This is a genomic window from Streptomyces sp. NPDC021020 (genome assembly GCF_044333285.1).
GTDB lineage: Bacteria > Actinomycetota > Actinomycetes > Streptomycetales > Streptomycetaceae > Actinacidiphila.
The window spans coordinates 63,244-89,779 of the sequence record NZ_JBIRQQ010000016.1; the positions used below are offsets into that span (position 1 = coordinate 63,244).

General features: G+C 72.4%; 19 protein-coding genes. 7 read left to right on the forward strand and 12 right to left on the reverse strand.

Annotation, left to right across the window (positions count from 1 at the left end):
* Nucleotides 1-11: 11 nt before the first annotated feature.
* The 4 genes from ACH4SL_RS35165 to typA all read right to left on the reverse strand — a co-directional run bounded on the left by ACH4SL_RS35165 (nucleotide 12) and on the right by typA (nucleotide 5,928).
* A complete protein-coding gene (locus ACH4SL_RS35165; RefSeq protein WP_398453788.1) occupies nucleotides 12-944 on the reverse strand; it encodes an ABC transporter permease in 933 nt (310 codons plus the stop codon).
* A complete protein-coding gene (locus ACH4SL_RS35170) occupies nucleotides 937-1,860 on the reverse strand; it encodes an ABC transporter permease (RefSeq protein WP_398453790.1) in 924 nt (307 codons plus the stop codon). The genes ACH4SL_RS35165 and ACH4SL_RS35170 overlap by 8 nt, the downstream gene beginning before the upstream one ends.
* A 153-nt stretch (nucleotides 1,861-2,013) precedes the next feature.
* The gene (locus ACH4SL_RS35175) at nucleotides 2,014-3,678 is read right to left on the reverse strand and encodes an ABC transporter substrate-binding protein (RefSeq protein ID WP_398453792.1); all 1,665 of its coding nucleotides are present in this window, start codon (nucleotides 3,676-3,678) and stop codon (nucleotides 2,014-2,016) included.
* Nucleotides 3,679-4,062: 384 nt separating this feature from the next.
* Nucleotides 4,063-5,928, reverse strand: coding sequence for a translational GTPase TypA (gene typA / locus ACH4SL_RS35180; RefSeq protein ID WP_398453795.1), 1,866 nt, complete (start codon nucleotides 5,926-5,928; stop codon nucleotides 4,063-4,065).
* Between the two features lie 224 nt (nucleotides 5,929-6,152).
* Here typA and ACH4SL_RS35185 point away from each other — a divergent pair, with 224 nt between their 5' ends.
* A complete protein-coding gene (locus tag ACH4SL_RS35185) occupies nucleotides 6,153-7,319 on the forward strand; it encodes a hypothetical protein (protein ID WP_398453798.1) in 1,167 nt (388 codons plus the stop codon).
* Between the two features lie 67 nt (nucleotides 7,320-7,386).
* On the opposite strand, the gene ACH4SL_RS35190 is transcribed toward ACH4SL_RS35185, so the two are convergent.
* Complete coding sequence (locus ACH4SL_RS35190) at nucleotides 7,387-9,183, reverse strand: ABC transporter family substrate-binding protein (RefSeq protein WP_398453800.1); 1,797 nt, start codon at nucleotides 9,181-9,183, stop codon at nucleotides 7,387-7,389.
* A 313-nt stretch (nucleotides 9,184-9,496) separates the two neighbouring features.
* Here ACH4SL_RS35190 and ACH4SL_RS35195 point away from each other — a divergent pair, with 313 nt between their 5' ends.
* From ACH4SL_RS35195 to ACH4SL_RS35215, 5 genes are all read left to right on the forward strand, one after another.
* The gene (locus ACH4SL_RS35195; RefSeq protein ID WP_398453802.1) at nucleotides 9,497-9,784 is read left to right on the forward strand and encodes a hypothetical protein; all 288 of its coding nucleotides are present in this window, start codon (nucleotides 9,497-9,499) and stop codon (nucleotides 9,782-9,784) included.
* A gap of 89 nt (nucleotides 9,785-9,873) precedes the next feature.
* On the forward strand, nucleotides 9,874-10,698 hold the full coding sequence (locus ACH4SL_RS35200) for a hypothetical protein (RefSeq protein ID WP_398453804.1): 825 nt from the start codon (nucleotides 9,874-9,876) through the stop codon (nucleotides 10,696-10,698).
* Between the two features lies 1 nt (nucleotide 10,699).
* Nucleotides 10,700-12,637, forward strand: a complete 1,938-nt coding sequence (locus ACH4SL_RS35205) for a fumarate reductase/succinate dehydrogenase flavoprotein subunit (protein WP_398453806.1) — start codon at nucleotides 10,700-10,702, stop codon at nucleotides 12,635-12,637.
* Entirely contained in the window at nucleotides 12,634-13,401 is a 768-nt protein-coding gene (locus tag ACH4SL_RS35210; RefSeq protein WP_398453808.1) for a succinate dehydrogenase/fumarate reductase iron-sulfur subunit, read from the forward strand. The genes ACH4SL_RS35205 and ACH4SL_RS35210 overlap by 4 nt, the downstream gene beginning before the upstream one ends.
* Nucleotides 13,402-13,911: 510 nt before the next feature.
* Nucleotides 13,912-15,192: a hypothetical protein gene (locus ACH4SL_RS35215; protein ID WP_398453811.1), complete on the forward strand. Its 1,281-nt coding sequence runs from the start codon at nucleotides 13,912-13,914 to the stop codon at nucleotides 15,190-15,192.
* Nucleotides 15,193-15,572: 380 nt separating this feature from the next.
* Here ACH4SL_RS35215 and ACH4SL_RS35220 read toward each other — a convergent pair whose 3' ends face one another.
* The 7 genes from ACH4SL_RS35220 to ACH4SL_RS35250 form a co-directional block, all read right to left on the reverse strand.
* Nucleotides 15,573-18,131 carry a SpoIIE family protein phosphatase gene (locus ACH4SL_RS35220; RefSeq protein WP_398453948.1) on the reverse strand — a complete coding sequence of 853 codons (2,559 nt, stop codon included), beginning with the start codon at nucleotides 18,129-18,131 and terminating at the stop codon, nucleotides 15,573-15,575.
* A gap of 319 nt (nucleotides 18,132-18,450) precedes the next feature.
* The gene (locus tag ACH4SL_RS35225) at nucleotides 18,451-20,994 is read right to left on the reverse strand and encodes a SpoIIE family protein phosphatase (RefSeq protein WP_398453813.1); all 2,544 of its coding nucleotides are present in this window, start codon (nucleotides 20,992-20,994) and stop codon (nucleotides 18,451-18,453) included.
* A 113-nt stretch (nucleotides 20,995-21,107) separates the two neighbouring features.
* The gene (locus tag ACH4SL_RS35230; RefSeq protein ID WP_398453816.1) at nucleotides 21,108-22,004 is read right to left on the reverse strand and encodes a GNAT family N-acetyltransferase; all 897 of its coding nucleotides are present in this window, start codon (nucleotides 22,002-22,004) and stop codon (nucleotides 21,108-21,110) included.
* Between the two features lie 79 nt (nucleotides 22,005-22,083).
* Nucleotides 22,084-22,290 (reverse strand): SPOR domain-containing protein, encoded by a 207-nt coding sequence (locus ACH4SL_RS35235; RefSeq protein ID WP_398453818.1) that lies wholly within the window; start codon nucleotides 22,288-22,290, stop codon nucleotides 22,084-22,086.
* Nucleotides 22,287-22,763 (reverse strand): RpiB/LacA/LacB family sugar-phosphate isomerase, encoded by a 477-nt coding sequence (locus tag ACH4SL_RS35240; protein ID WP_398453821.1) that lies wholly within the window; start codon nucleotides 22,761-22,763, stop codon nucleotides 22,287-22,289. Before ACH4SL_RS35240 ends, ACH4SL_RS35235 begins: the two co-directional genes overlap by 4 nt.
* A gap of 162 nt (nucleotides 22,764-22,925) precedes the next feature.
* Nucleotides 22,926-23,678 (reverse strand): GntR family transcriptional regulator, encoded by a 753-nt coding sequence (locus tag ACH4SL_RS35245; protein ID WP_398453824.1) that lies wholly within the window; start codon nucleotides 23,676-23,678, stop codon nucleotides 22,926-22,928.
* A 172-nt stretch (nucleotides 23,679-23,850) separates the two neighbouring features.
* Complete coding sequence (locus ACH4SL_RS35250) at nucleotides 23,851-24,960, reverse strand: DUF4190 domain-containing protein (protein WP_398453827.1); 1,110 nt, start codon at nucleotides 24,958-24,960, stop codon at nucleotides 23,851-23,853.
* A gap of 152 nt (nucleotides 24,961-25,112) precedes the next feature.
* Between ACH4SL_RS35250 and ACH4SL_RS35255 the strand changes: the two genes are divergently transcribed.
* Entirely contained in the window at nucleotides 25,113-26,471 is a 1,359-nt protein-coding gene (locus ACH4SL_RS35255; RefSeq protein ID WP_398453829.1) for a glycoside hydrolase family 18 protein, read from the forward strand.
* Nucleotides 26,472-26,536 lie beyond the last annotated feature (65 nt).

Here is a 26,536-nt window from a genome sequence, read left to right on the forward strand (position 1 = left end):
CGTACGCCCTCCTAGCGCAGCTTCGGGTCGAGAGCGTCGCGGACCGCGTCGCCGAGCAGGATGAAGGCCAGCACCGTGATGCTGAGCGCACCGGCCGGGAACAGCAGCATGTGCGGCGCGTTGCGGATCTGCTCGGAGGCCGAGGAGATGTCGATGCCCCACGAGACGGCCGGCGGCTTCAGACCGACGCCGAGGAACGACAGCGTGGCCTCCAGAGAAATGAAGGTGCCGAGCGCGATCGTGGACCATACGATGATCGGCGCGAGGGCGTTCGGGGTGATGTGGCGCAGCAGCAGCCGGCTGTTGCTCGCGCCGAGTGCCTTGGCAGCCAGCACGTAGTCCTGCCCCTTCGCCGTGATGACGGCGCCGCGGGCGATACGGGCCAGCTGCGGCCAGCCCAGCACGATGATGAAGCCCGACACGGTCCACACCGAGCCGCCCTTGACCACGGACAGGAAGACCACACCGCCGAGCAGGATCGGGATGCCGAAGAAGATGTCGCTGATCCGGGAGAGGAGAGCGTCGAGCCAGCCGCCGAAGAAACCGGCGAGGCCGCCGAGGACCGAGCCGAGCAGCGCCACGCCGACCGTGGACAGCAGGCCGACCTCGATGGAGTTGCGCGCACCGTGCACGGTGCGGCTGTAGACGTCGCAGCCCTGCTGGTCGTAACCGAACCAGTGGCCGCCGCTGGGCCCGTTCTGCGAGTTGATCAGGTCGCACTGCAGCGGATCGGCGTGCGCGATGGCGCCCGGCCAGATCGAGATGAAGATCAGGAACAGGATGACCAGCGAGGATATGTAGAAGACCGGCTTGCGACGCAGGTCGTACCAGGCGTCGTTCCACAGGCTGCGCGCCTTGTCCTGCGCCTCGACCGCCGGAAGGGCGGTGCCGTCCTGGGTGGTGGGAACGCCGTCGAGGATCGCGGCGTCGGTGTTCTCAGGCATACCGGATCCTCGGGTCCAGGACCGCGTAGAGCAGGTCGACGAGCAGGTTGGCAAGCAGGAAGATGATCACCAGGACGGTCACGAAGCCGACCACGGTCGTGGGGCTGACGTGCACGATGCCCTGGTAGATCTGGTAGCCCACACCCTGGATGTTGAAGATGCGCTCGGTCACGAGGGCGCCGGCCATCAGGTTGCCGATGTCCGTACCGAGGAAGGTCACCACGGGTATGAGCGAGTTGCGCAGCATGTGGTTGACGATGACCCGGCGCCGCGGCAGGCCCTTGGCGACCGCGGTGCGCAGGTAGTCCGCCCGGGAGTTCTCCGCGACCGTCGTTCTGGTGAGCCGGGCGACGTAGGCGAGGGAGACGCCGGCCAGGACCAGGCCCGGCATGAGCAGATCCTTGAACGGGGCGCCGTCCTGGACCGCCGGGTGGAATATGCCCCACTTGACGCCCACGTAGTACTGGAGGACGTAACCGGTGACGAAGGTCGGGATGGACACCACGAGCAGCGTGATGGCCAGCACGCCGGTGTCGAACGCCCGGCCGCGCCGCAGGCCTGCGACCAGGCCGAGCGCCACGCCGATGACCGTCTCCATGACGAAGGCGACGACGGTCAGTCGCAGCGTGAGCGGGAATGCCGACTTGAGCATGTCCGTGACCGGCTGGGAGTTGTAGGCCTCACCGAAGTCGCCAGTGAAGACGCCCTTCATGTAGAGCCAGTACTGCTGGATCAACGGATCGTTGAGGTGCAGTTGCTCTCTCAGCGCATTGGCAGTCGCCGGATCGGGAGTACGGTCTCCGAACTTGGCGGCCACGGGATCGCCGAGACCCCAAACCATGACGAAGATCAACAGTGTGGTTCCGATGAAGACCGGAATCATCTGGAGCAGTCGCCTGATGACGTAGCGCCCCATTAGCCCTCCAGGGATCGGGGCAGACGTCGGCCGGGGCTTGTGGCCCCGGCCGACATCCACACCGCGAGCGGTTGTTTGTCAGTTCCCCCGCAAGCGCGCCCGGACGTCTCCCCTGTCGGACCCGCTCACTGCGAGTGTGATGCGGTTGTCAGGTCAGTTGACCGTGATCTCGGTGAAGACGGGGTAGCTGAAGGCGTTCTCCGTCACGTTCGAGACCTTGCTGGACCAGCCGCACTGACCGTTCTGGTACCACAGCGGGACGATCGGCATGTCCTTGAGGATCTGCGTCTCGGCCTGCTGGTACAGCTGCGTGGACTTGGTGGTGTCAGCCTCGGCGTTCGCCTGGTTGATTAGGTTGTCCACGGTCTTGTTGCTGTACTTCGAGTCGTTCGAGCTGCCACCGGTCGCGTAGAGCGGGGTGATGAAGTCGTCGATCAGCGGGTAGTCCATCTGCCAGCCGGAACGGAACGGCTGCTTCATCTGGCCCTTGGTGATCTGGTCACGGAAGGCGGCGAAGGTACCCGTCGGGGCGCCGACGCAGGCCTTGTTGTCGCCCAGCACGTTGTTGATGCTGTTGCAGACCGCGTCGACCCATTCCTTGTGCGAGCCGGAGTCGGCGTTGTAGCCGAGGGTCATGTGACCGCCGGGCAGACCGCCGCCCTCCTGGATCAGCTGCTTGGCCTTGACCGGGTCGTACTTGACCGAGTCGCCGGCCAGCGTGTCGCTGTAGCCGCCGGCCGCGCCCAGCACCGGGGAGGTGAGGTCCTGCGCCGGGGTGCGGGTGCCCTGGAAGATCTTGTCGGTGATCGTCTTGCGGTCGATCGCCATGGAGATGCCCAGACGCACCTTCTCCATGCCCGGCTTGCTCCACTCCTTCTCGTACATCGGGAACGAGAAGGTCTGGATGATGCCGGCCGGCTGGTTCAGGTAGCGGCCGCCCAGGTCGTCCTTGACGTGCGAGAGGTCCGCGGCCGGGATGTCGTCGAGGACGTCCAGGTTGCCGGACTGCAGGTCCGCGTAGGCGGTGTCGCTGCTGGTGTAGACCTTGAGCAGGACGCCCTTGTTCTTGGGCTTGCTCGGGCCGGTGTAGTTCGGGTTCGGCACCAGCTTCATGCTCGTACCCTTTTTGTAAGAGTCGATCATGTAGGGGCCGTCGCCGATCGGCTTGGCGAGGTAGGCCGCGTGGTCCGAGAAGAACTCGGTGGGCAGCGGCGCGAAGGCCTTGTAGCCCAGGCGGTCCGGCCACGTCGAGAACTTCTGCTTCAGCGCGACGGTGAAGGTGTGGTCGTCCACGACCTTCAGACCGGACATGGTCTGCGCGGTCGGCTTCGCCGTCGCGTCGTCGGACGGGTGCACCGCGTCGTAGCCCTGGATGTCCGCGAAGAAGTACGCGTTGAGCTGCTTGTTGGTGACCAGCGCGCCGTAGTTCCAGGCGTCCACGAAGGACTTGGAGGTCACCGGGGTGCCGTCCGAGAACTTCAGGTCCGGCTTGATCTTGATGGTGAAGTTCTGCTGGTCCGTGCTCGTGATCGAGTCGGCGGCCTCCAGCATCGCCTTACCGGTCTTCGGGTCGTACTCCTTGAGGTTCATGAAGATCATGTCAAGGACCTTGCCGCCCTGCACCTCATTGGTGTTGGCGGGCTCGAGCGGGTTCTGGGGGTCGCCCCACCACGCCCGGACGACACCGTCGGACGAGCTGCTCGCCTTGGTGCTGCCACCCTTCTTGTCGCCCGAGTCATCACTCGAACTGCAGGCGGTCGCTGCGAGGGCGATCACGGCCGCTCCTACGACCCACTTGGCGCTCTTGGCACCGCGCATGGGTTTGCCTCCTCAGGAGTCACTGTCGATACGTGAAAGGAAGGCCGGACGCTCACTGACACCCCTGACAGCGACTACGGCCTTCCTGTGCTCGTGAGTCGGCGCTCCCCATCAGCGCGTGACCCATTGACCCGAGCTCAACTTCGTCCCACTATCGGGCACGTTTGAAGTCGGATCGACACAGGGTTGGTCTCGCTTTGGTCACATCACCAGCGATCTTGTTCCAGAATCCGGACATTATGGAACGTAGACAGACACCGGCGAATTGGGCGATGTGACATATCTAACGGTGATTGGCGTCCGGAAAGCGGACGCGTCCGGGTCGTGAAAGAGGGGTCCAGGAAGCCCTGGACCCCTCACCGTTCAGTTGGCGGTCAGCAGTCGTCAGCGCTTGGCGCGGGACGCGGCGCGGCCCCGCTCCTTCTGGTCGAGAACCACCTTACGGATCCGGACCGTCGCCGGGGTGACTTCGATGCATTCGTCGTCCCGGCAGAACTCCAGGGACTGCTCCAGCGACAGCATCCGCGGCGGCACCAGGGACTCGGTCACGTCCGCGGTCGAGGACCGCATGTTCGTGAGCTTCTTCTCCTTGGTGATGTTCACGTCCATGTCGTCCGACCGGGAGTTCTCGCCGACGATCATGCCCTCGTAGACCTCCGTGGTCGGCGACACGAACAGCACGCCGCGCTCCTGGAGGTTGGTCATCGCGAAGGCCGTGACGACGCCCGCCCGGTCCGCGACCAGCGAGCCGTTGTTACGGGTGCGCAGCTCGCCGAACCACGGCTCGTGGCCCTCGAAGATGGAGTGCGCGATGCCGGTGCCGCGGGTCTGGGTCAGGAACTCCGTCCGGAAACCGATCAGGCCGCGGGACGGCACGATCCACTCCATCCGGATCCAGCCGGACCCGTGGTTGGTCATCGTCTCCATCCGGCCCTTGCGGGACGCCATGAGCTGGGTGATCGCGCCCAGGTGCTCCTCGGGCGAGTCGATGGTCATCCGCTCGATCGGCTCGTGCACCTTGCCGTCGACGTCCTTGGTGACCACCTCGGGCTTGCCGACGGTCAGCTCGAAGCCCTCCCGGCGCATCGTCTCCACCAGGATGGCCAGCGCCAGCTCACCGCGGCCCTGCACCTCCCAGGCGTCCGGGCGCTCGGTCGGCAGCACCCGCAGCGACACGTTGCCGACGAGCTCGCGCTCCAGCCGGTCCTTGACCAGCCGGGCGGTCACCTTGTGGCCCTTGCCGCCCTTGCCGACCAGCGGCGAGGTGTTCGTGCCGATCGTCATCGAGATCGCCGGCTCGTCGACCGTGATGAGCGGCAGCGCGACCGGGTTGTCCGGGTCGGCGAGGGTCTCGCCGATCATGATGTCCGGGATGCCCGCGACCGCGCAGATGTCACCGGGGCCCGCGCTCTCGGCGGGGCCGCGGGTCAGCGCCTCGGTCATCAGCAGCTCGGTGATCCGGACGTTGGAGATGCTGCCGTCCCGCTTGATCCACGCGACGGTCTGCCCCTTCTTCAGGTGGCCCTGCTCGACGCGCAGCAGCGCGATACGGCCGAGGAAGTTGTCGGCGTCCAGGTTGGTGACGTGCGCCTGGAGCGGGGCCTCCTCGTCGTACACCGGGGCCGGGACGTGCTCCAGCAGGGTGGAGAAGAACGGCTCCAGGTTGGTGCTGTCCGTCGGGACCGTGCCGTCGGCCGGCTTGGTCAGCGAGGCGACACCGTCGCGGGCGCACGCGTAGACGATCGGGAACTCGATCTGGTCCTCGTCGGCGTCCAGGTCGAGGAAGAGGTCGTAGGTCTCGTTGACGACCTCGTCGATACGGGCGTCCGGCCGGTCCGTCTTGTTGATGCACAGGATCACCGGGAGCCGGGCGGACAGCGCCTTGCGCAGCACGAACCGGGTCTGCGGCAGCGGGCCCTCGGAGGCGTCCACCAGCAGCACGACCGCGTCCACCATGGACAGGCCGCGCTCGACCTCGCCGCCGAAGTCGGCGTGGCCGGGAGTGTCGATGATGTTGATCGTGACCGGGTCCGAGCCGTCCTTCGGGTGGTACTTCACCGCGGTGTTCTTCGCGAGAATGGTGATGCCCTTCTCGCGCTCCAGGTCGTTGGAGTCCATCATCCGGTCGTCCAGGTGCTGGTGCGCCGAGAAGGCGCCCGCCTGCTTGAGCATGGCGTCGACGAGGGTCGTCTTGCCGTGGTCGACGTGGGCGACGATGGCGACGTTACGGATATCGTGGCGCGTGGACATGCTGGGGGGCTTCTCCCGGATCGTGGATGACGTCGCGTTCCGGTATGACGCGCTCGCCTCGCCGGGCAGAACTCACGCCACGGCCACCTCCCATGGTACGTGCCCCGCCTGCCGCCGCCCGCCGGGAGCGCGTTACCGCTGCGCGGGGCCCCGGCGCGAGGGCTCCGCACGCTTACGCCGGGGGCGGTGGGCGGGCGCGTACGGGGGGTGCCATGATCCGGGGCGTGTACACGCCACCCGCGCCGCCGCACGACCCCACCGTGCCGCCGCCACCGCCCGACCTGTCCGGTCCGCCGGGCGCGAGCCGGAACCGGACGGTCACCTTTGTCATCGCCGCCGCCGTGGGCGGCACCGTCGGCGTCGCGGGCAGCTCCCACGGGCTGCCCTTCCCCGAGCACTACTTCCTGCTCTTCTTCGCCGGGATGCTGCTCGCCGTCTCGCTGCACAACGTGCTCAGCCGGCTGCTGGGCCCCTTCACCGGGCTCGCGGCCGTCTACTCCTCGATCGGCGCCGGTCCCTGGCTCTGGGCCACCACCGTCGGCGGGCGGCAGCTCGTGCTCCGGCCGCTGCCGCTCATCCTCTACAGCCCCTGCATGGTCGTGACCGACCGGCCCGGTCTGCGGCGCCGGATGTGGTGGGGGGAACTCGTCCAGCTGCTCGTGCAGGCCGCGGTGGCCGCGGCGCTCGTCGCCGCGGGCGGCGCGGCCGCGGCGGTCGGCTGGGGCATCGCCTTCCTCACCCTCCTGACCCACGTCCTCGCCCCTGGCCGGGTCACCAGTCCCGCGTGGCGGCTGCTGCGGCTGCCCTTCGGGACGGAGGAGGGCAGGCTCGGCGAATGGCAGGCCGACGACGCCACGATCGCCGCCACGCGGGCGGCGGGCGCCGGGCGGATCGACCTCATGCGGGCCGCGCTCGCCGCCGCGCCGCCGTCCGGCTCACCGCGGCGGCTCGCCCTCAGCGCGATGCTGGCCCTCGCCGAGGGGCGCTCCGTCGAGGCGGCGCACACGGCGGTGGAGCTGTACGCGCGGTCCGCGGCGCCCTCCCTGCGGGCCGGGGCGCTCTACCTCTACGCCGCCGCGGTCAGCGACGGGGTCCGCGCCGGGCAGATCCCGGCGGAGCAGGGGCTGCCGTACTTCGCCGCGGCGATGACCGGGCTGCGGGCGCAGGGGCCCGCCCTCGCCCGGCGCACCGACCTCGCGGCCCGCGAGGCGTATTTCCAGGGGCGGCTCCCGCAAGCGGCCAAGCTCGCGGCGCGGGCCGCGGCGAACGCCCCGGAGGCGCTCTCCCGGGCCGGCGCCCTCGACACGCTGGCCGCCGTCCATGCCGCCGCGGGCCGCCCCGTGGACGCCGCCCGCGCGCACGCCCGCGCGGCGGCCCTGCTCCGTCGCTGAGCCCTGCCGGGGGCTGCCCGGTACGTGACCGGGCCGCCCCCGGCGGTGGGGCTGCCCGCCGGTCGGGCTACTTGCGGAAGCCCATGTCCTCGTACCGCGGGGTCTGGAAGCCGAAGGCGCCCGCGTTGGCGACCGTCGTGCGGAGGGCGACCACCGCGGGGCGCTGGTAGAGGGGGATCGAGCCGGCGGCGGCCCAGATGCGGGAGTCGGCCTGGGCCGTCAGGGAGCGGGCGGTGCCGGCGTCGAGTTCGGAGCCGGCGCGGTCCAGGAGCTGGTCGATCTGGTCGGTGCCGACCCGGGTGTAGTTCTGGGCGACGCTCAGCGAGCCGTCGGGCGCGGGCACGGGCTTGGCGTAGATGGGCGTGTCGTCGGTGGCGGGGTAGGCCGTGCCCGGCCAGGAGTAGAGGGCCAGGTCGAAGTCGCCGGCCGCGATGTGGTCCTGGAAGTAGCTCGCCCCGTCGACCTTGGTGATCTCCGTGCGGATGCCGATCGCGGAGAGCATACGGGCGATCCGCGAGCCGACGTCGTCGAGCGTCGGCGAGTCCGCGGGCAGCACGAACCGCAGGCTGAGCTGCTTGCCGCTCTTGGTGACCGCGCGGGCGGGCTCGACGACGGTGAGCGCGCCGGACGCGCTGTCGTGGCCGTCGGCGGGCGCCGCCGCCTGGTCGCCGCCCTTGACGGCGGACCGCTTCCAGCCCGCGTCCGTGAGCAGCGCCTGCGCCTGCTGGACGTCCGCCTTGCCGAGGGCGGAGCTGTGGTCGGCGTAGCCGTCCTGGGAGGGCAGGACGAGGTGGTTGCCGAGCGGCTGGGCGGGGAGCCCGAGCGGCTTGAGGACGGCGGTCGCGATGGCCTTGCGGTCGACCGCGCGGGCCACCGCGTGCCGGACGCGCTCGTCGGCGAGCGGCCCCGCGCTGCCGTTGAGGGCGAGCTGTGCGTACGCCGCGTCGGGCGCCTTGCGTACGGCCAGGCCCTTCGTCCCCTTGACGGCGCCGAGCGCGCCCGGCTCGATGTCGGCGAGGTCGAGCTTGCCCGCGGCCAGCGCCGCGGCCCGCTTGCCCTGCGGCACCGCGGTGAGCACGATCCGGTCGAGCTTGGCGCGCTGCCCCCACCAGGAGGCGTTGCGCTCCAGTGTGACCGTGCCGGCCTTGGTGTCGACGTCCTTGACGGCGAAGGGCCCGGCCGCGGCGGGCAGCGCGGTGCGGGCCTTGTCGTTGAAGGCGTCGGGGTCGCCCGTGACGGACTTGGGGTAGAGCGGGCTGAAGAGCGAGCGCCAGTCGGCGTACGGCGTGCTGAAGGTGACCTCGACGCTCTGCGCGTCCTCGCCCTGCTTCACGGACGCGATCCGGTCGTACCCGGCGTTGCGCGAGGTCCAGAACGCGGAGTTCGAGCCGTTGAGGGCCTTCCACTGGGCGGTGAAGTCGGCGGCGGACACGGCCCGCCCGTCGCTCCACTTCGCCTTGGGGTTCAGCCGGTAGGTGACGACCTGCCGTGGCGCGGTCTTCGTGACGTCGGCCTTGGTGACGAAGTCCGGGTCGGCGTGCGGCCGGCCGTGCGCGTCGAGGCGGAACATCGTGGGCAGGGTGGCGCCCGCGACGGTCGCGGTGTCGGCGTCCGCGTCGGCCTGGAAGGCGTTGAGGGTGCGCGGCACGCTCGCGGTGGCCCAGCGCAGCGTCCCGCCGTCGCGTACGCCCGAGCGCGCGACGCTCGCGATGTCGGTGCCCGCGGTGCCGGCCGCGTGGTTGCCGCCGCCCGAGGAGCAGGCCGCGCTGAGGGAGAGGGTGGCGCCGGCGGTGAGGGCCACGGCGATGCGCACCGCACGCGCCCGCGGCGCCGGGGGGATGGCGGTCGGGGCCGCACGGTTCATGAGGTCGCTCCTCCGCGACCCTGGCGGCCGGCCGGAGACGGTCGGGTTCCGCCGGGGACTTTTTCCGATGATCGAATGGGCCGCTTTACCGGTGGTCCGGTTATTCGCACCCCCCACTCCAGTCGACGCCACGGGCGCCGCGCCCCCGACCCGCCGACCGCACCGGCGCACTCCACCCGTCCGGCCCACCCCGCCGCGCGCTGATCGAATCCGTGCACGCGTCTTCACAAAGCGTGGTGTGACGCGCGACACTCGCTGGCGCAGCACCGCGATGCCAATGGCGGCAGATGGTGAAGGACGGTGAGGGCACGGCATGTCCCTGCACGACGACCTGACGTCGGTCCAGCGACGGCTCGACGACCTGATGCGCTGCGTCGCCCGCCTCGACGAGCCGTGCGGCGACACCCTCGACCTGCGCAGGGTCCGCTCCGCCGCCGATCACCTGCGGGAGAGCCTCACGCTGCTGCGCGAGGCCGCGCCCGGCGCCGCGAGCAGCCGGCCGGTGGACATGATCACCGTGCCGGACGCGCCGTACGACCGCGGGCTGTGGGCGGACGCCGAGGACGAGGGGCTCGGCTCGCCGCACCGGCACGCGCCGTGACACCGGCGGGCCCCGTCCCGCCCCGCGCCTCGCCTGTGCGTGCCGCCCCCGTCGCGCGCCCCCGGCCCCCTCCCGTACGGAGTCCCCCTTTGGCCACCGGAACCACTCCCGTCACTCCACCCCCGCGCGGCGTCTTCACGCCCGGCCGCGCCGCCATCCCCGCCCGCCACCTGCGGACCGACAAGTGGTGGCTGTCACCGCTGGTCACCGCGACGGTGCTGGGCCTGTTCGTGGTCTACGCGACCTGGCGGGCCTTCGCCAACGGCGACTACTACACCGCGCCCTACGTCTCGCCCTTCTACTCGCCGTGCCTCGCCTCGAACTGCACGGACATGGACGGCGGCGCCGACTGGCACCTGTTCGGCAGCTGGTGGGGCCTGTCCCCCGCGCTGCTGGTGCTGATCTTCCCGCTGGGCTTCCGGCTGACCTGCTACTACTACCGCAAGGCCTACTACCGCGGCTTCTGGATGTCGCCGCCGGCCTGCGCGGTCGCCGAGCCGCACGAGAAGTACAGCGGCGAGACCCGCTTCCCGCTGATCCTGCAGAACATCCACCGCTACTTCTTCTACCTGGCCCTCCCGGTGGCCGGGATCCTCACCTACGACGTGGTGCTCGCCTTCCGCGGGACGGACGGGAGCTGGGGCCACGCCGGGCTCGGCACCCTGGTCTTCGTCGTCAACATCGCGCTCATCTGGGCGTACACCCTGTCCTGCCACTCCTGCCGGCACATCATCGGCGGCAAGCTGCGGCACTTCTCCGCCCACCCGGTGCGCTACCGGCTGTGGGGCTGGGTGGGGGCGCTGAACGGCCGCCACATGCTGCTGGCGTGGTCCTCGCTGATCAGCGTCGCCGTCGCCGACTTCTACGTGTACCTGGTGGCCAGCGGCGTATTCGACGATCCGAGGTTCTTCTGAGATGACACAAGTCGAACGGCACGCGTACGACGTGGTCGTGGTCGGCGCGGGCGGCGCCGGGCTGCGGGCCGCCATCGAGGCCCGCGAGCAGGGCCTGCGCACCGCCGTGATCTGCAAGTCGCTCTTCGGCAAGGCCCACACCGTGATGGCCGAGGGCGGCATCGCGGCCAGCATGGGCAATGTCAACGCGCACGACAACTGGCAGGTGCACTTCCGCGACACCATGCGCGGCGGGAAGTTCCTCAACCAGTGGCGGATGGCCGAGCTGCACGCCAAGGAGGCCCCCGACCGGGTGTGGGAGCTGGAGACGTGGGGCGCGCTCTTCGACCGCACCGCGGACGGCCGGATCTCGCAGCGCAACTTCGGCGGCCACGAATACCCGCGCCTCGCGCACGTCGGCGACCGCACCGGCCTGGAGCTGATCCGCACCCTCCAGCAGAAGATCGTCTCCCTCCAGCAGGAGGACTTCGCCGAGACCGGCGACTACGAGGCGCGGCTGAAGGTCTTCCAGGAGTGCACGGTCACCCGCGTCCTCAAGCAGGACGACAGTGTGGCGGGAGTCTTCGGCTACGTCCGCGAGTCCGGGCGGCTGTTCGTGATCGACGCGCCCGCGGTCGTGCTCGCCACCGGCGGCGTCGGCAAGTCCTTCAAGGTGACGTCCAACTCCTGGGAGTACACCGGGGACGGGCACGCGCTCGCGCTGCTGGCCGGGGCGCCGCTGATCAACATGGAATTCATCCAGTTCCACCCGACCGGCATGGTCTGGCCGCCGTCCGTCAAGGGCATTCTCGTCACCGAGTCGGTGCGCGGCGACGGCGGGGTGCTGCGCAACAGCGAGGGCGAGCGGTTCATGTTCCGCTACGTCCCCGACGTCTTCAAGGAGAAGTACGCGCAGAGCGAGGAGGAGGCCGACGGCTGGTACTCCGACCCCGACACCCACCGCAGGCCCCCCGAGCTGCTGCCCCGCGACGAGGTGGCCCGCGCGATCAACTCCGAGGTCAAGGCCGGCCGCGGCACCCCGCACGGCGGGGTCTACCTGGACGTCTCGACGCGACTGCCCGCCGAGGAGATCCGCCGCCGGCTGCCGTCGATGCACCACCAGTTCAAGGAGCTGGCCGACGTCGACATCACCGCCGAGGCGATGGAGGTCGGCCCGACCTGCCACTACATGATGGGCGGCGTCGACGTCGACCCCGACACGGCCGCGGCCACCGGGGTGACCGGCCTCTACGCGGCCGGCGAGGTCGCCGGCGGCATGCACGGCTCCAACCGGCTCGGCGGCAACTCGCTGTCCGACCTGCTGGTCTTCGGCCGCCGCGCGGGCCTGCACGCCGCGGAGTACGCCGCGGGGCTGGGCGACGCGCGTCCCGCGGCGGACCAGGCGCAGATCGACGCCGCCGCGGCGGAGGTGCTGCGGCCCTTCGGGGCGGAGTCCTTGGCGGACGGCTCCTCGGCGGACGGCGCGGGCTCCGCGCCGGAGAACCCGTACACCGTGCACCAGGAGCTGCAGCAGGTCATGAACGACCTGGTCGGCATCATCCGGCGCGGCCCCGAGATGGAGCAGGCCCTCGAACGGCTCGCCGCCCTCCGCGACCGCGCCGGGCGGGTCGGCGTCGAGGGCCACCGGCAGTTCAACCCCGGCTGGCACCTCGCGATCGACCTGCGCAACATGCTGCTGGTCAGCGAGTGCGTGGCCCGCGCCGCGCTGGAGCGCACCGAGAGCCGCGGCGGCCACACCCGCGACGACCACCCCGGCATGGACCCCGCCTGGCGCAAGGTCAACCTCGTGTGCGAGCTGGCGGCGCCCACGGGCGCCGCCGAACCGGCCGGTGTGACGCTCCGGCAGCGCGCCATGCCGCCCGTCCGGGCCGACCTGCTCGCCCTCTTCGAACGCGAGGAGCTGGGCAAATACCTGACCGACGAGGAGCTTGACGCGTGACCCACACAGCGCACTTCAAGGTCTGGCGGGGCGACGCGGAAGGCGGCGGCCTCCAGGACTACGAGGTCGAGGTGAACGACGGCGAGGTCGTCCTCGACATCATCCACCGCCTCCAGGCCACCCAGGCCGCGGACCTCGCCGTCCGCTGGAACTGCAAGGCCGGCAAATGCGGGTCGTGCAGCGCGGAGGTCAACGGCCGGCCCCGGCTCATGTGCATGACCCGGATGTCCGTCTTCACCCCCGAGGAGACGGTCACCGTCACCCCGCTGCGGACCTTCCCGGTGATCCGGGACCTCGTCACGGACGTCTCCTTCAACTACCAGAAGGCCCGCGAGATCCCCGCCTTCGTCCCGCCCAAGGGCGTCGCACCCGGCGAATACCGCATGCAGCAGGTCGACGTCGAGCGCTCGCAGGAGTTCCGCAAGTGCATCGAGTGCTTCCTGTGCCAGGACACCTGCCACGTCATCCGCGACCACGAGGAGAACAAGCCGGCCTTCGCCGGGCCGCGCTTCCTCATGCGCGTCGCCGAGCTCGACATGCATCCGCTGGACGCGGCGGGCGAGGACGGCGGCGCCTCGCGGGCCGCGGCGGCGCAGGACGGGCACGGGCTCGGGTACTGCAACATCACGAAGTGCTGCACGGAGGTGTGTCCGGAGCACATCAAAATCACGGACAATGCGTTGATTCCGCTCAAGGAGCGGGCCGTGGATCGTAAGTACGATCCACTGGTGTGGCTGGGCTCGGTGATCCGGCGGCGCCGGTAGCGCTCCGGGGTGCCTCTTGCGGTGGTCCGCGCGACCTTCCCTTGGCGGGGGCTGGTCGCGCAGTTCCTCGCGCCCCCGGTGTACCCGGCGGGGCATCGCGCTGTGCGCGGGGGGTGGGGTCGGGGGCCGGCACGGGGCACCTCCTCGGAATGCGCGTCTGGCCTCATGGAGGTAGGTGGCGGGTCTTGCGTGCGCATTCCTGCGGGGGCACCCCGCACCGTCCCCCTCCCGGCGTCTCGTGGGCGGCTGCCTGCCGGTGGGGGTGGATGTGTGAGGGACTGCGGTTAGCCCCCGACGGCGGTGCACCCCCACAGGGAGGCGTGCACACGCCCACTATCTGCACGGGTGGCTGGGGGTGGGAAACACCCCGCGCCGCCAGGCGCGGGCACCCCCCGCGGCGGGGAGCCGCGGAGCCACCGCCCGGGTTGGGGTCGCGAGGGGGCGCGGAGGCGCATAGCCTCCCAGGACAGCCACCCGCGGTGGTGTGGCGCGGCGAAAGGCGCGATGCGCATGAGGCGGCGAGGACACCGGCCGGGCGCGGCCACCGCGCTGCTCGTCGTCGGCGCCCTGGCCGCGGTGGCGGCCTCACCCGGCGCGGAGAACGGGGCCGGGGATCTGTGGATCCCGGTGGTCGCGGTCGCCGCGGTGGCGCTGGTGACGCTCGTCGCGGTACGCCGCCGGGGGGCGTCCGCGGCGGCCCGCGGCGCCGCGCAGGGCAGGGAGGCGGGCCCCGGTGTCCGGGGCCGTCCCCGGCGCTACGGGCCGCGGCCGACGCCGCTGCCGGAACTCGACGCGCAAGCGTCACAGCAGCTCGTGGCGACCGACGACGCCGTCCGTACCAGCCACGAGGACGTCGGTTTCGCGGCGGCGCAGGCCGGTGCCCCGGCGGTGAAGCCGTTCGCGGAGGCCGTGGACTACGCCCGGGAGGAGCTGGCCGTCGCCTTCCGGCTGCGCGCGCGGCTCGACGACGGCACGCCCGACGAGGCGACCCGGCGGCAGATGCTGGACGAGATCCTCTCCCACTGCACGCAGGCCAACCGCCGCCTCGACGCGGAGGCGGGGGCCTTCGACCGGCTGCGCGGGCTGGAGGCGGACGTCCCCGAGCTGCTGGAGCAGGCCGAGGCCAGGGCCACGGCGCTGCCCGGCAGGATCGCGGCAGCCGAGCACGAGCTGGCGCCGCTCGCCGCGGCGTACGGCGCCGAGCCGCTCGCCCCGGTCGCCGGGCACCCCGCGCAGGCCCGCGCGCTGCTGGACTTCGCCCGGGAGCGGCTGGACCTCGCGCGCGCGGCGGTCGGTACGGACCACGGCCGGGCCGCGCTGTTCGTCCGCCTGGCCGAGGGCGCGCTCGGCCAGGCCGCCACCCTCGCCGAGGCCACCGCGCGCCGCGCCGCGGACCTGCGGGAGGCGGACGCCCTGCTCGGTTCCGACCGCCCCCCGGGCCCGTACGACCCGCTCGCGGCCCTACGGCAGGACGGGCCCTACGCCGACTTCGCCGCCCGCAGCGAGGTCGCGGCGGCGCGCGACCTCATCTCCACGCACCGCGGCGCGATCGGCTGCGCCGCCCGTACGAACCTGGCCGGCGCCGAGCGCTCCGGCGTCCCCCCGGCCGAATCCGACCACCTCGCCCGCGCGGCCCAACGCCTCGCCCTCAACGACCTCACCGCCCGCACCCCCCTCTCCCCCGCCGCCCTCGGCGGCCTCCTCCTCCCCCCACACGGCGCCTTCGGCGCCACCAGCGGCCCCACCGGCGAGGAAATGGCTCCCGCCACCTTCGGGGGTCCCCGCGCCTAGCGGCGCGGGGTGTTTCCCACCCCCACCACCCGTGCGAGTCAGATGTCGTCTGACGGTCCCCCTGTGGGGGTGCACCGCCGTCGGGGGCGAACCGCAGTGCCTCACACATCCACCCCCACCGGCAGGCAGCCGCCAACGCTCCTGGGAGGGGGACGGTGCGGGGTGCCCCCGCAGGAATGCGCACGCAGGACCCGCCACCTACGGCATGAGGCCAGACGCGCATTCCGAGGAGGTGCCCCGTGCCGGCACCCGACCCCACCCACCGCACGCAGCGCGCAATGCCCCGCCGGGTACACCGGGGGCGCGAGGAACTGCGCGAGCAACCACCCACCGGCAGAGGGTCGCGGGCACCACCGCAAGAGGCACCCCGGAGCGCCCCCTCAGAACATGCTGAGCAACTCATCCACCGTCGGCGTCGCCACATGCGACCCCCGCCCGGGAAGGGCCAGCTCGAACCACACCGTCTTGCCCCGGTGCGTCCGGCGCGAGCCCCAGCTCTCGCTGAGCATCGTCACGAGCTGGAGGCCGCGGCCTCCTTCGTCCGTGTCGCGGGCCCGGCGCCGCCGGGGCTGGACGAGCGCGCTGTCCCACACCTCGCACACCAGCGTCCGGTCGAGCAGCAGCCGCAGGCGAATGTCACCGTAGCCGTGCCGGAGCGCGTTGGTGACGAGTTCGCTCACGAGGAGTTCGGTCGTGTCGACGAGGTCGCCGAGGTCCCAGGCGAGGAGCTGGTCGCGGGCGAGTTCGCGGGCGCGGGCCACCGATGTGGGCTGGGGTTTGAGGGACCAGTCGCCGACCTGCTCGGCGGGCAGGCCGCGGATGCGGGCCATGAGGAGGGCGATGTCGTCCTCGCCGTGGGCGGTGTCGAGCGTGGCGAGGACGTGGTCGCAGATGTCCTCCAGCGGGCGTTCGGGCCCGTCGAGGGAGCTGCGGAAGGCGTCGAGGCCCTCGTCCAGCGGGAGGTTGCGGGATTCGACGAGGCCGTCGGTGTAGAGGGCGAGCAGCGTGCCCTCGGCGAGTTCGACCTCGCTCTCCTCGAAGGGCTCGCCGCCGACGCCGAGCGGGACGCCGCGGGGCAGTTCGAGGAGCATGGGCTGCTCGCCGGGTTCGACGACGGCGGGCGGGAGGTGGCCGGCGTTGGCGATGGTGCAGCGCCGGGTGACCGCGTCGTAGACGACGTAGACGACGGTGGCGAGGTAGACCTCGGCGAGGTCGGAGTCGCCGCGCTCCTTGGCGGCGGCCCGCCGGGTACGGCCGGGGGTGGGCGCGCCGAGGCCGCGGACGACCTCGTCGAGCGCGCTGAGCACCTCGCCGGGCTCCAGGTCGAGCATGGCCAGCGTCCGCAGCGCGGTGCGCAGTTCGCCCATCGCGACGGCGGCGCGCAGGCCGCGGCCCATGACGTCGCCGACGACGAGGGCGGTGCGGTGGCCGGGCAGCTCGATGACGTCGAACCAGTCGCCGCCGACCTCGGTCTCCATGCTGCCGGGCAGGTAGCGGCAGGCGATGTCGAGGCCCGCGGCCTCGGGGTCGTCGGGCGGCAGCAGGCTGCGCTGGAGGATCAGCGCGCGCTCGTGCTCGCGCCGGTAGAGGCGGGCGTTGTCGATGAAGATGGCGGCGCGCGCGGCCAGTTCCTCGGCAAGCATCCGGTCGCGCTCGGCGAAGGGCTCGCTGCCCTTGGCGCGGGAGAACTGCACGAGGCCGAGGACGGTGTCGCGGGCGACCATCGGGACGACGAGGGTGGACTGGACGAGGGCGCCGCCCAGGTCCTGCCCGCCGTCGCCGTCGAGGACCTGCGGCTGGGCGGTGCGCAGCGCGCGGGCGCTCGCGGAGCTGAAGCGGTAGCGGTGGACGGCGCCGACGGAGACGGGCCCCTCCTCGGCGGAGGTGTCGTCGTCCCCGGCCATGGCGACGGGCGCGTCGGACACGGAGCTGGCGAACGCGACCCGGCGCAGCTCGCCGCTGCCGTCGGTGGTGCCGCCCATGTCCTCCGCGCCGACCAGCAGCGCCTGGTAGAGGTCGACGGAGGCGAGGTCGCAGAAGTGCGGCACCGCCACGTCGAGCAGTTCGCGGGCGGTGGTCTCCAGGTCGAGGGAGGTGCCGATACGGGAGCCGGCCTCGTTGAGCAGCGCGAGGTTGCGCCGCGCGTGGGCCGCTTCGCGTTCGGCCCGCTGGCGCCCGGTGACATCCATGGCGAGGCCCGCGACGCCGATCGCGCGGCCGCTGGCGCTGTGCAGCCGGTAGAGCGACATGGACCAGCGGCGGCGGCCCGGGTCGCCGGGCACGGTGCCGACGAGCGGCATGTCGAGGACGGGCTCGCCGGTCTCCAGTACCTGGCGCAGCGCGGCGGTGAGCCGGTCGGCCTCGACGCGGGAGAGGAAGTCGTGCGGGCCGCGGCCGCGGTGCTCCTCGGCGGGGCGGCCGAAGACGGTCGCGAAGCGGTCGTTGACGCGGATCAGCCGCAGCCGGCTGTCGAAGAGCACGAAGCCCATCGGGGACTGCCCGAAGACGGCCTGCGAGGCGGCGAGGTCGGTCTCGATCTGCCGCAGCGTCGCGACGTCCACCGCGATGCACAGGGCGCCGCGGTCGGCGGGCATGACGTAGACCTCGGCGAGGCCCTCGCCGCCGGAGCCGTCGGTGAAGGGCACCAGGCCCGTCCACTCGCGGCCGTCGAGGATCTCGCCGAGCCGCTCGTGCCCGGCCTGCTGGACGTGCGGCGGGGCGAAGGCGGCGACGGGGTCGCGGCCGACCGCGTCGTCCGCGGACACCCCGAAGAACTCGGCGGCGCGGTCGCTCCACTGGTCGATCCGGCCGTCCGGCCCGAGCGAGAACGACGCGACGCGTATGTAGTCGTAGAGGGAACCGGGCGGACTCGACTGCCAGACCGCGGTCGTCGCCGCGTCCGCGTCGTCCGCCCGGGGCGGAACCGCCCCTGCTGGCATGTCGCTCACTCGCCCGACCCCTCCAGCTCAGCACACATGGACCGGTTGGAGCTGAGTATTCAGCATGCGGACCGTCCAGCACACGGTCTTGTCGATCACAGCATCATCTCGGCTCCCGGGGTACGGGGGCCCTCCCCTGACCACCGCGGCCTCGCCTTTCGCTCTCGTCTCTTCGGAATACCCGGCACGCGCCGGGCGAACCCTTTCGGTGATCGCGGACGGGTGGGCGCCCGGCGCACGCTGGGAGCGTTCCCACGCCCCCCGTACGCCCATGACCTGCGGCGGCCGCGGGCACGGCCGCCACCACTCGTCCCACCCGTCACGGTAGTGCAAGTTCGAACCATACGGTCTTGCCCAGCGGCCCGTGCCGGGTCCCCCAGCGGCGCGACGCCCCGGCCACCAGCTGCAGGCCGCGCCCGCCCTCGTCCTCCGCGGTGGCCACCCGCTCCCGCGGCGGGTCGGGGAGCGGGTCGGACACCTCGACCAGCAGCGAGCCGCCACGCACCATCCGCACCCCGATCGGCCCGTGCGCGTACCGCAGCGAGTTGGTGACCAGCTCGCTGACCAGCAGCACGGTCACATCGACGAGTTCGGGCAGATCCCACTCGGCGAGCGTGTCGCGCACCCGGCGGCGGGCCAGGCGCACCGCGCTGGCCTCGGCGGGGAAGGACCAGGCGGCGGTGGAGCCGCTCGGGAGGGTGCCGAGCCGGGCCATCAGCAGCGCCACGTCGTCCGGCTCGCGGCCGGGCTCCATGGTGGCCAGCAGGCCGTCGCAGGCGTCCTCCAGCGAGTCCAGCGGGCGGCTCAGGGTGGCGCGCAGCCGCTCCAGACCGGTGCCGATGTCGTGCCGGCGCGACTCGATGAGGCCGTCGGTGTAGAGCACCAGCACGGTGCCGTCCGGGATGTCCAGCTCGGTGGTCTCGAAGCCGCCGCCGCCGACGCCGAGCGGCAGTCCGGGCGGCAGGTCCAGCAGCCGCGCCGCGTGCTCCCCGCCCTCGCCCCCGGGCTCGACGACGACGGGCGGCGGGTGGCCGGCCTGGGCGATGGCGCAGCGCCGGGTGGAGGGGTCGTAGACGGCGTAGACGGCGGTGGCCATCCAGCCCTCGGTGGGGCTCTGCGCCAGGTCCTCGCCCAGCTCGCCGACCCGGCGCAGCAGCTCGTCGGGCTTCATGTCGAGCGCGGCCAGGGTGCGCACCGCGGTCCGCAGCCGGCCCATGGTGGCGGCGGCGCCCAGGCCGTGGCCCATGACGTCGCCGACGACGAAGGCGACCCGGCCGCCGGCCAGCGGCAGCACGTCGAACCAGTCGCCGCCGACCTCGGCGACGCTGCTGCCGGGAACGTAGCGGTAGGCGACGTCCACACCGGGCGCGGCGGGTGTGGAGCGCGGCAGCAGCGAGCGCTGGAGCATCAGCGCGCCCTCGCGCTCGCGCACGTACAGCCGGGCGTTGTCCAGCGCCGCGCCGGCCCGGTCGGCGAGTTCCATGCCGAGGGCGATGTCCTCCTGGTCGAAGGGCTCGCGGCCCTCCGCGCGGCTGACGATCAGCAGCCCCAGCACGACGCCGTGCGCGCGCAGCGGCAGCACCAGCAGCGAGCGGATGCCGACGGCGAAGGTCGCGCGCACCTTCGGGTCGTCGGGGAAGGTCATGTTGGCCAGCTCGTCGCTGGACGACAGCAGTTTGGGCCTGCCGGTCGCGAGCACCTGCCCGAAGGGCGACTTGCGGTCGAAGGACATCGCCTGGCCGGGCCGGATCATCCGCACCACGTCCGAATTCCAGTTGACCGCGCCGACGCCGGTCTGCCGCATCGGGGTGTTGTCGGTGTACGTCGCCGAGGGCAGCTCGCCGCCGTCCGCGAGCTGGGAGTGCAGGACGACGCCGGAGTAGTCGCAGAAGTCCGGTACGAGCGCGGAGGCCAGCTCCTCGGCGTTGCGCCGTACGTCCAGCTGCCCGGCGATGCGCGAGCCGACGTCGTTGAGCAGCGTGAGCCGCCGCCGGGCGCGCTCGGCCCTGGCGGCGGCCTCGACGCGCTCGGTGACGTCGATGACGGTCGCGCTGATGCCGAGCACCCGGCCGGCCCGGTCCACCAGCCGGTGGTAGGACACCGAGCGGTGGCCGGTGCCCACCGGCGCGGGCGACACCAGGTCGATCACCGGGCGGCCGGTGAGCAGCACGTCGCGCTGCAGCGCGGTGAGCGACTCGGCCGTCCGCGTGTCCGGCATCACCTCGGCGACCGTACGGCCGATGTGGGCGGCGGCCGGCACGCCGTTCATCCCGGCCAGCGCGTCGTTGACGCGGACGTAGCGCAGCTCCTTGTCGAAGATCGCCACGCCCAGCGGCGAGGAGTCGAAGAGCGAGTCCAGCGCCGCGAGGTCGTGCTCCAGGGTGCGCAGCCGGCTGGTCTCCACGATCGAGGCCAGCACGAACGGCCGCCCGTCCCCGTCCACCAGCAGCGAGGCGCGCGCCTCGACCTGCACGGTGTGCCCGTCGCGGTGCCGCAGCGCGAGGATGCCCTCCCAGCGCCCCTCCCGCAGCAGCTCCCCGAGCAGCCGCTCGGCCTCCTGCGCGGTCTGCACGGGCGGGGTGACCGGCTCGCCCTCCGGGGTGTGGCCGCCAGGCCCGAACAGGCCGCCGACCCGCCGCCCCACGATGTGCTCGCCCGCCCACCCCAGCACCTCCTCGGCCAGCGGGCTCCACAGCAGCACCCGGCCGGTGGTGTCGAGCATGACGACCGCGACCCGCAGGGTGTCCAGCAGCGTCCCCGTCGCGGGCATGCCGCGGGCGCTGCTCGCACCGGGCGGCGGCGCGTGCGCGCGGTCCGGCGGCGGGGGGTCCTGGGCAGGGGTGCCGTCGCCGCTGGTGCCCATGGCTCACACCCCCGACCGGGTCAGGCCGGACCCGCCGGCCGCGCAGAGGGATTCATCCCCTTCTCCCCGTCATTCCCCCACACACCCGCGCGTCGCGCTTCCTGGCGGGGGCCTTACGGGCGCGGTGCGGCCAGCTGCTTCTCGAACCAGTGGTGCGCGTACGGCTCGTCGTTGAACGCCGGGACCTCGCGGAAACCGCTCGCGTGGTAAAGGCCGATCGCAGCGTCCAGCGCCTTGTTGGTGTCCAGCCGCAGCGTGTCGTGCCCGGCGCGTACGGCCCGCGCCTCCAGCTCCGCGAGGAAGCGCCGCCCCAGCCCCAGCCGCCGGGCCTGCGGCGCGACCCACATCCGCTTGACCTCCGCGGGCGCCCCCGCCGGGAGCTTCAGCCCGGCGCAGCCGACCGCCTCCCCGTGCAGCCGCGCGACCAGGAAGACCCCCGCGGGCGGCCGCAGGCCGCCGATGTCGGGCAGCAGGCTCATGGCGGGGTCGAACCCGGTGTCGAAGCGGCTCCCCAGCTCCTCGAAGTAGGCGAGCAGGCACGCGCGGGCGTCCGGGTGCTCCGGATCGGCTTCGTCCAGCGTCACAAGACCCGCCGTCAGCAGCCGCTCCACCTCGTCCATCGCCGCCACCAGCCGGGCGCGCTGGCCCTCGTTGAGCGGCGCCAGCAGACTTTCGGCGAGCGCGTCGCTGCGCTCCTCCAGCGCCGCGCGCTCCGCCCCGCCCGCCTCGGTCAGCCGCACCGTCCGCACCCGCCGGTCGCCCGGCAGGGGCTCCACGACCACCAGGCCGGCCGCGCTCAGGCTGCGCAGCAGCCGGCTCATGTACCCCGAATCCAGCCCGAGCCGCTCGCGCAGCCCCCGTACGTCCCGGCCCTCCGGGCCGATCTCCCACAGCACCCGGGATTCCCCGTACGGCCGCTTCCGCCCCAGGTAATGCTCGTTCAGCACCCCCACCCGGGTGGTGACCGTGCGGTTGAAACGCCGTACCTGCCCTGTCTGCTCGCTCTCCATCCTCTGACCTTAGTCAGACATCCGGCGCGGTGTCATCGGCCTTCCCCGCCCCGGGCGGGTGCGCGGCCGCGCCGCCGCGTCAGACCTGCACCACCCGCGCGGCGATGCGCTCGACCACGTAGCGCCGCCGCCGGTCACCGGCGCCGTGGTCGCGGCCGCAGCCGTCCAGGAGGTCGCCGATGCGCTCCGCCTCGGCACGGGTGGCGTAACGGCCCACCCGGTAGCGGTTCGTCCCGTCGTCCTGGCGTATGAGCGCCCATACGAGATCGGACGTCATGTCCCTCAAGCCCCTTCGTCTTCGTTCGTCGACTCGATCGCACCGAGGTGCGCGATGTTCGCCCGGTCCGCGTCGTCCCGCTCGGCCCCGGCGCCCGCCGCGTCCGCGGCGAACCACGCGTCGAGGATCTCCACGAGCAGCCCCCCGGACAGCGTGCGCAGGCCCAGCGCCAGCGCGTTCGCGTCGCTCCAGACCCGCGCGCCGTGCGCGGCGTACGCGTCGGCGCACAGGGCGGCGCGGACGCCGGGGATCTTGTTCGCGGCGATGGACGCGCCCGCGCCCGTCCAGCAGCAGACGACCGCCTGGTCCGCGGCGCCGCGCGCGACGGCGCGCGCCGCCGCCTCGGCGCTCCAGGCCCAGTCGGCGCGGTCGCCGTCGCGCAGCGCGCCGTGGACCTCGACGTCGTGCCCGCGGCGGCGCAGCTCGTCGACGAGCAGCCGGGCGGGCGGCTCGTCCATGTCCGAGGAAACGGCGATGCGCATATGCCCGACCCTACGCCCGAGGTTCACAGCGCGGGTACGGAATGACACGAAGAGGTACTGATCCGGCCAGCAGTTCGACGGGGATCCGACGGCCGCGGCACCGGGCGCGCGGCGACCGGCCGCAGGTCGCGGCCGGTGCCGGGGGCGGGCGCGGGGCCCGGGTCAGCGCACGGGCAGGTGGTAGACCGCCCGGTATTTGTCGGCCGGGATGACGACGTCGGCGGTCTCCACGGGCCGCCCGGACGCGAAGTACGTCCGGCGGATCTCGATCACGACATGGCCCGGCACCCCGCCGAGCGCGGCCGTCTCGGCGGCGAGGCCGGGCCGCGCGCCGACTTCCTCGGCCATGTGGTCGACGACGAGGTCGATCGCCGCCATCCGGGCCACGACGCCCTGCCCGCCGAGCGGACCCTCCTCGGGGAGGAGCACCGGCGTGCGCCCGGTGAGGGCGAGCGGCTCCCAGGAGGTGGACAGCAGGGTCGGCTCGCCCTCGGTACGGAAGACGTAGTGCGTGCGCATGACGCGCTCACCGGGCTCGATGCGCAGCCGCTCGGCGACGTCCAGGCTCGCGCCCTCCTGCACGCTGCGTGACTCCCAGCTGCCCTTGCAGCCCTCGTCCGCCTGCTCCTGCCGGTAGGGCGTGGACGGCCCGGCCGGCCGGTAGCCGCTGCGGACGATGCGCCGCGGCCGGGGCCGCTCGCGGACGTACGTGCCCGAGCCGGAGCGGCCCTCGACGAAGCCCTCGGCCATCAGCACCTTGCGCGCTTCGAGCGCGACCGTGTCGGAGACCCCGTACTCGGTGCGGATTCTGGCCTGCGAGGGGAGCCGGGCGTGCGGCGGAAGCGTGCCGTCGAGGATCTTGCGGCGCAGGTCGTCGGCGACGCGCAGGTATGCGGGCTGCTCACCGAATGCCACGGCTGCCCCTCCCAAGGGGTTGACTGTCCGCGACAGCTTGGCAACCCTCGGTGCCCGTCCGCAACCTCTCCCCTGAGCTTTACTCTCCGCGCGCCGACTACACACCGCGAACGAGCCGGGCGCGCGCCCCCGCGCACACCCGGCTCGTTCCGCGGACGAAGGGCCGGCCGGATCAGACGCCCACGCCGCTCCTGTCGTCGCCGTTCTCCTGGTCGTCGTCGCCCGACCCGCCGGCGCCGGAGCGTTCCTTCACCGTGCCGGTCCCCTTGCCGTCCAGGAAGTAGAAGAAGCAGATCACCTGGCGCTGGTTGTCCGCCCACAGCTTGGCCGGCGGGTAGTAGTAGCTGAGGTCGAGCCCGGAGGCGAGCGACCTTCCGTCCAGGTAGGTGCCGGCGTACTTCAGGCAGGTGCGCTGCGCGTTCTCGTTGATGCTGTCGACGCCCGGGTAGGGAGCGTCGTCGGCGGCCTGGATCTGGTAGATGTTGAACGCCTCGGCGGCGTGCTCCTTCGCACAGTCGACGACGTCGATCCTGGCGGTGCCCTTGTCGTCGTCCGAGTCCTTGCCGATGCCCAGGTCCCCGTCGACGCCGTTGAAGCACTGCCCGGCCTTGAGGTCCGCGATGTCGGTGTTGCCGTCGTCGAGCTTGCCCATCGCGCCCAGCGTGATGAGCACCGCGAACAGCGCCGTCCACAGGCCGCCGATGACGACGCCCGAGATCGCCATGCCCCGGCCGCGCTCGGCGCGCTGCTTGACCTGCTTCATCCCGACCAGGCCGAAGATGATGCCGAGGAAGAACGTGCAGGGGAGGATGCCGGTCACCAGGGCGGCGATGGATATCCCGTTGGTGCGCCGCTCCTGCCCGTACCAGCCGGGCTGGCCGGGGTAGGGCGGCGGCATCGCGGGCCCGGGGTAGCCGTAGCCGGGCTGCGGCTGGCCGCCGGGGTAGCCGTACGCCGACTGGCCGACGGAGGTGCCGTACGGGTTGCCGGCCGGGGCTCCCTGGGCGGCGTACGGATCGGCGGGCTGCGCGTACGGGTTGTCGGCCGGAACCGCGTACGGGTTGTCGGCGGGGGCCGCGTACGGGTTCTGCGGCGGCTGGCCGGAAACAGGCGGTTGCGGGAACTGCTGCCCCGGCATCGCGGCCTGCGTGGGCTCCTGGGCCTGTGCGGCGTACGGGTTCTGCGGCGGCTGCTGGCCTGAGGCACCCGGGTACGGCGGCGTGCCGGACGGCTGCGCGTCGTCGGGCGACGGCGGGGGCGGAGGCGGCGGGGGTATGTCCACGCGGGGAGTTTACGGGCCGCGCCCACCGCAGGTGCGGGTACCACCGAGAGGCATCCGTTCCGCCCCGGGAGGGGTCCCGCGCGCCGGACGTCCGGCGGCGAAGGGCGCCCTGCCCTCTTGACGCTAATGGTCCAGACCAATAACTTCGCGCCATGCGTCGACGAACTCTCGGCCGGATGGCCGCCACGGCCGCCACCCTCTCGCTGGTCGCCGTCCTGCCCGCCGTCACCGGTGGCAGCACCGCACAGGCCCACAGCGGCCACTCCTCCCACAACTCCGCCTACAAAAGCGTCGGTTACTTCACCCAGTGGGGCATCTACGGACGCAACTACCAGGTGAAGAACGTCCAGACGTCCGGCGCCGCCGCCCAACTCACGCACCTCAACTACGCCTTCGCCAACATCGGGGCCGACGGCAAGTGCTTCGAGGCCAACATCGCGGGCGAGGGCGACGCCTGGGCCGACTACCAGCACCCCGTGGACGCCGCGACCTCCGTCGACGGCACCGCCGACACCGCCGACCAGCCACTGGCCGGCAACTTCAACCAGCTGCGCGAACTCAAGGCCAAGAACCCCAAGTTGAAGGTGCTGATCTCGATCGGCGGCTGGGGCTGGTCGACGCACTTCTCCGACGCGGCCCGTACCGCCGCCTCCCGCAAGGCACTTGTCGCCTCGTGCCTGGACATCTTCGTCAAGGGCAACCTGCCGCTGCTGGACGGCAAGGGCGGTCCGGGCTCGGCGGCCGGCCTCTTCGACGGCGTCGACATCGACTGGGAGTGGCCCGGCTCCTCCGGTGACACCGACACCGTCTACCGGCCCGAGGACAAGAAGAACTTCACCGCGCTGGCCGCCGAGTTCCGCAAGCAGCTCGACGCGTACGGCCGCACGACGCACAAGCACTACGACCTGAGCGCCTTCCTGCCGGCCGCGCCCGCGAAGATCGACGCCGGGTTCGAGGCGAAGAAGATCTTCAAGTACCTCGACTTCGGCACCGTCCAGGGCTACGACTTCCACGGCCCCTACGAGGCCACCACCAACCAGCAGTCGGCGCTGCGCGCGCCGCGCACCTCGCCCGTACCGCACGACTTCAGCGACACCCAGGCGGTCGGCGACTGGCTGCGGCGCGGCGCCCCGGCCCGGCAGCTCGTGCTCGGTGTGCCCTTCTACGGCCAGGGCTGGACCGGCGTCCCCGACGGCGGCACCGCTGGTCTCTTCCAGCCCTCCACGGGCCCGGCGCCCGCCACCTGGCAGGCCGGCAACGAGGACTACCACGCCCTCAAGGTCCTTGCGCAGTCCGGGACTTACACCGTCCACCGGGACACCCGCAACGGATTCGCCTGGCTCTACGACGGCACCAACTTCTGGACGTACGACGACCCGCAGGTGATCGCCGCCAAGACCGCGTACATCCGCGGCGCGCACCTGGGCGGCGCCATGATGTGGTCGCTCGACGGCGACACGTCGAACGGTGAGCTGGTCTCCGCGGTCCACCACGGGCTCACCCGCCGCTGAGCCCTGCCTGTCCCGTACCGGCCGGGGCCCTGCCTCCACGGGGGGAGGCAGGGCCCTGTGCCGTA

What these genes read in the sequence shown, in the direction of transcription:
- ACH4SL_RS35165 (WP_398453788.1), bottom strand. Translation starts at nt 944, where the DNA reads ATGCCTGAGAACACCGACGCCGCGATCCTCGACGGCGTTCCCACCACC.
- ACH4SL_RS35170 (WP_398453790.1), bottom strand. Translation starts at nt 1,860, where the DNA reads ATGGGGCGCTACGTCATCAGGCGACTGCTCCAGATGATTCCGGTCTTC.
- ACH4SL_RS35175 (WP_398453792.1), bottom strand. Translation starts at nt 3,678, where the DNA reads ATGCGCGGTGCCAAGAGCGCCAAGTGGGTCGTAGGAGCGGCCGTGATC.
- typA (WP_398453795.1), bottom strand. Translation starts at nt 5,928, where the DNA reads ATGTCCACGCGCCACGATATCCGTAACGTCGCCATCGTCGCCCACGTC.
- ACH4SL_RS35190 (WP_398453800.1), bottom strand. Translation starts at nt 9,183, where the DNA reads ATGAACCGTGCGGCCCCGACCGCCATCCCCCCGGCGCCGCGGGCGCGT.
- ACH4SL_RS35195 (WP_398453802.1), top strand. Translation starts at nt 9,497, where the DNA reads ATGTCCCTGCACGACGACCTGACGTCGGTCCAGCGACGGCTCGACGAC.
- ACH4SL_RS35205 (WP_398453806.1), top strand. Translation starts at nt 10,700, where the DNA reads ATGACACAAGTCGAACGGCACGCGTACGACGTGGTCGTGGTCGGCGCG.
- ACH4SL_RS35215 (WP_398453811.1), top strand. Translation starts at nt 13,912, where the DNA reads ATGAGGCGGCGAGGACACCGGCCGGGCGCGGCCACCGCGCTGCTCGTC.
- ACH4SL_RS35220 (WP_398453948.1), bottom strand. Translation starts at nt 18,131, where the DNA reads ATGCCAGCAGGGGCGGTTCCGCCCCGGGCGGACGACGCGGACGCGGCG.
- ACH4SL_RS35225 (WP_398453813.1), bottom strand. Translation starts at nt 20,994, where the DNA reads ATGGGCACCAGCGGCGACGGCACCCCTGCCCAGGACCCCCCGCCGCCG.
- ACH4SL_RS35230 (WP_398453816.1), bottom strand. Translation starts at nt 22,004, where the DNA reads ATGGAGAGCGAGCAGACAGGGCAGGTACGGCGTTTCAACCGCACGGTC.
- ACH4SL_RS35240 (WP_398453821.1), bottom strand. Translation starts at nt 22,763, where the DNA reads ATGCGCATCGCCGTTTCCTCGGACATGGACGAGCCGCCCGCCCGGCTG.
- ACH4SL_RS35255 (WP_398453829.1), top strand. Translation starts at nt 25,113, where the DNA reads ATGCGTCGACGAACTCTCGGCCGGATGGCCGCCACGGCCGCCACCCTC.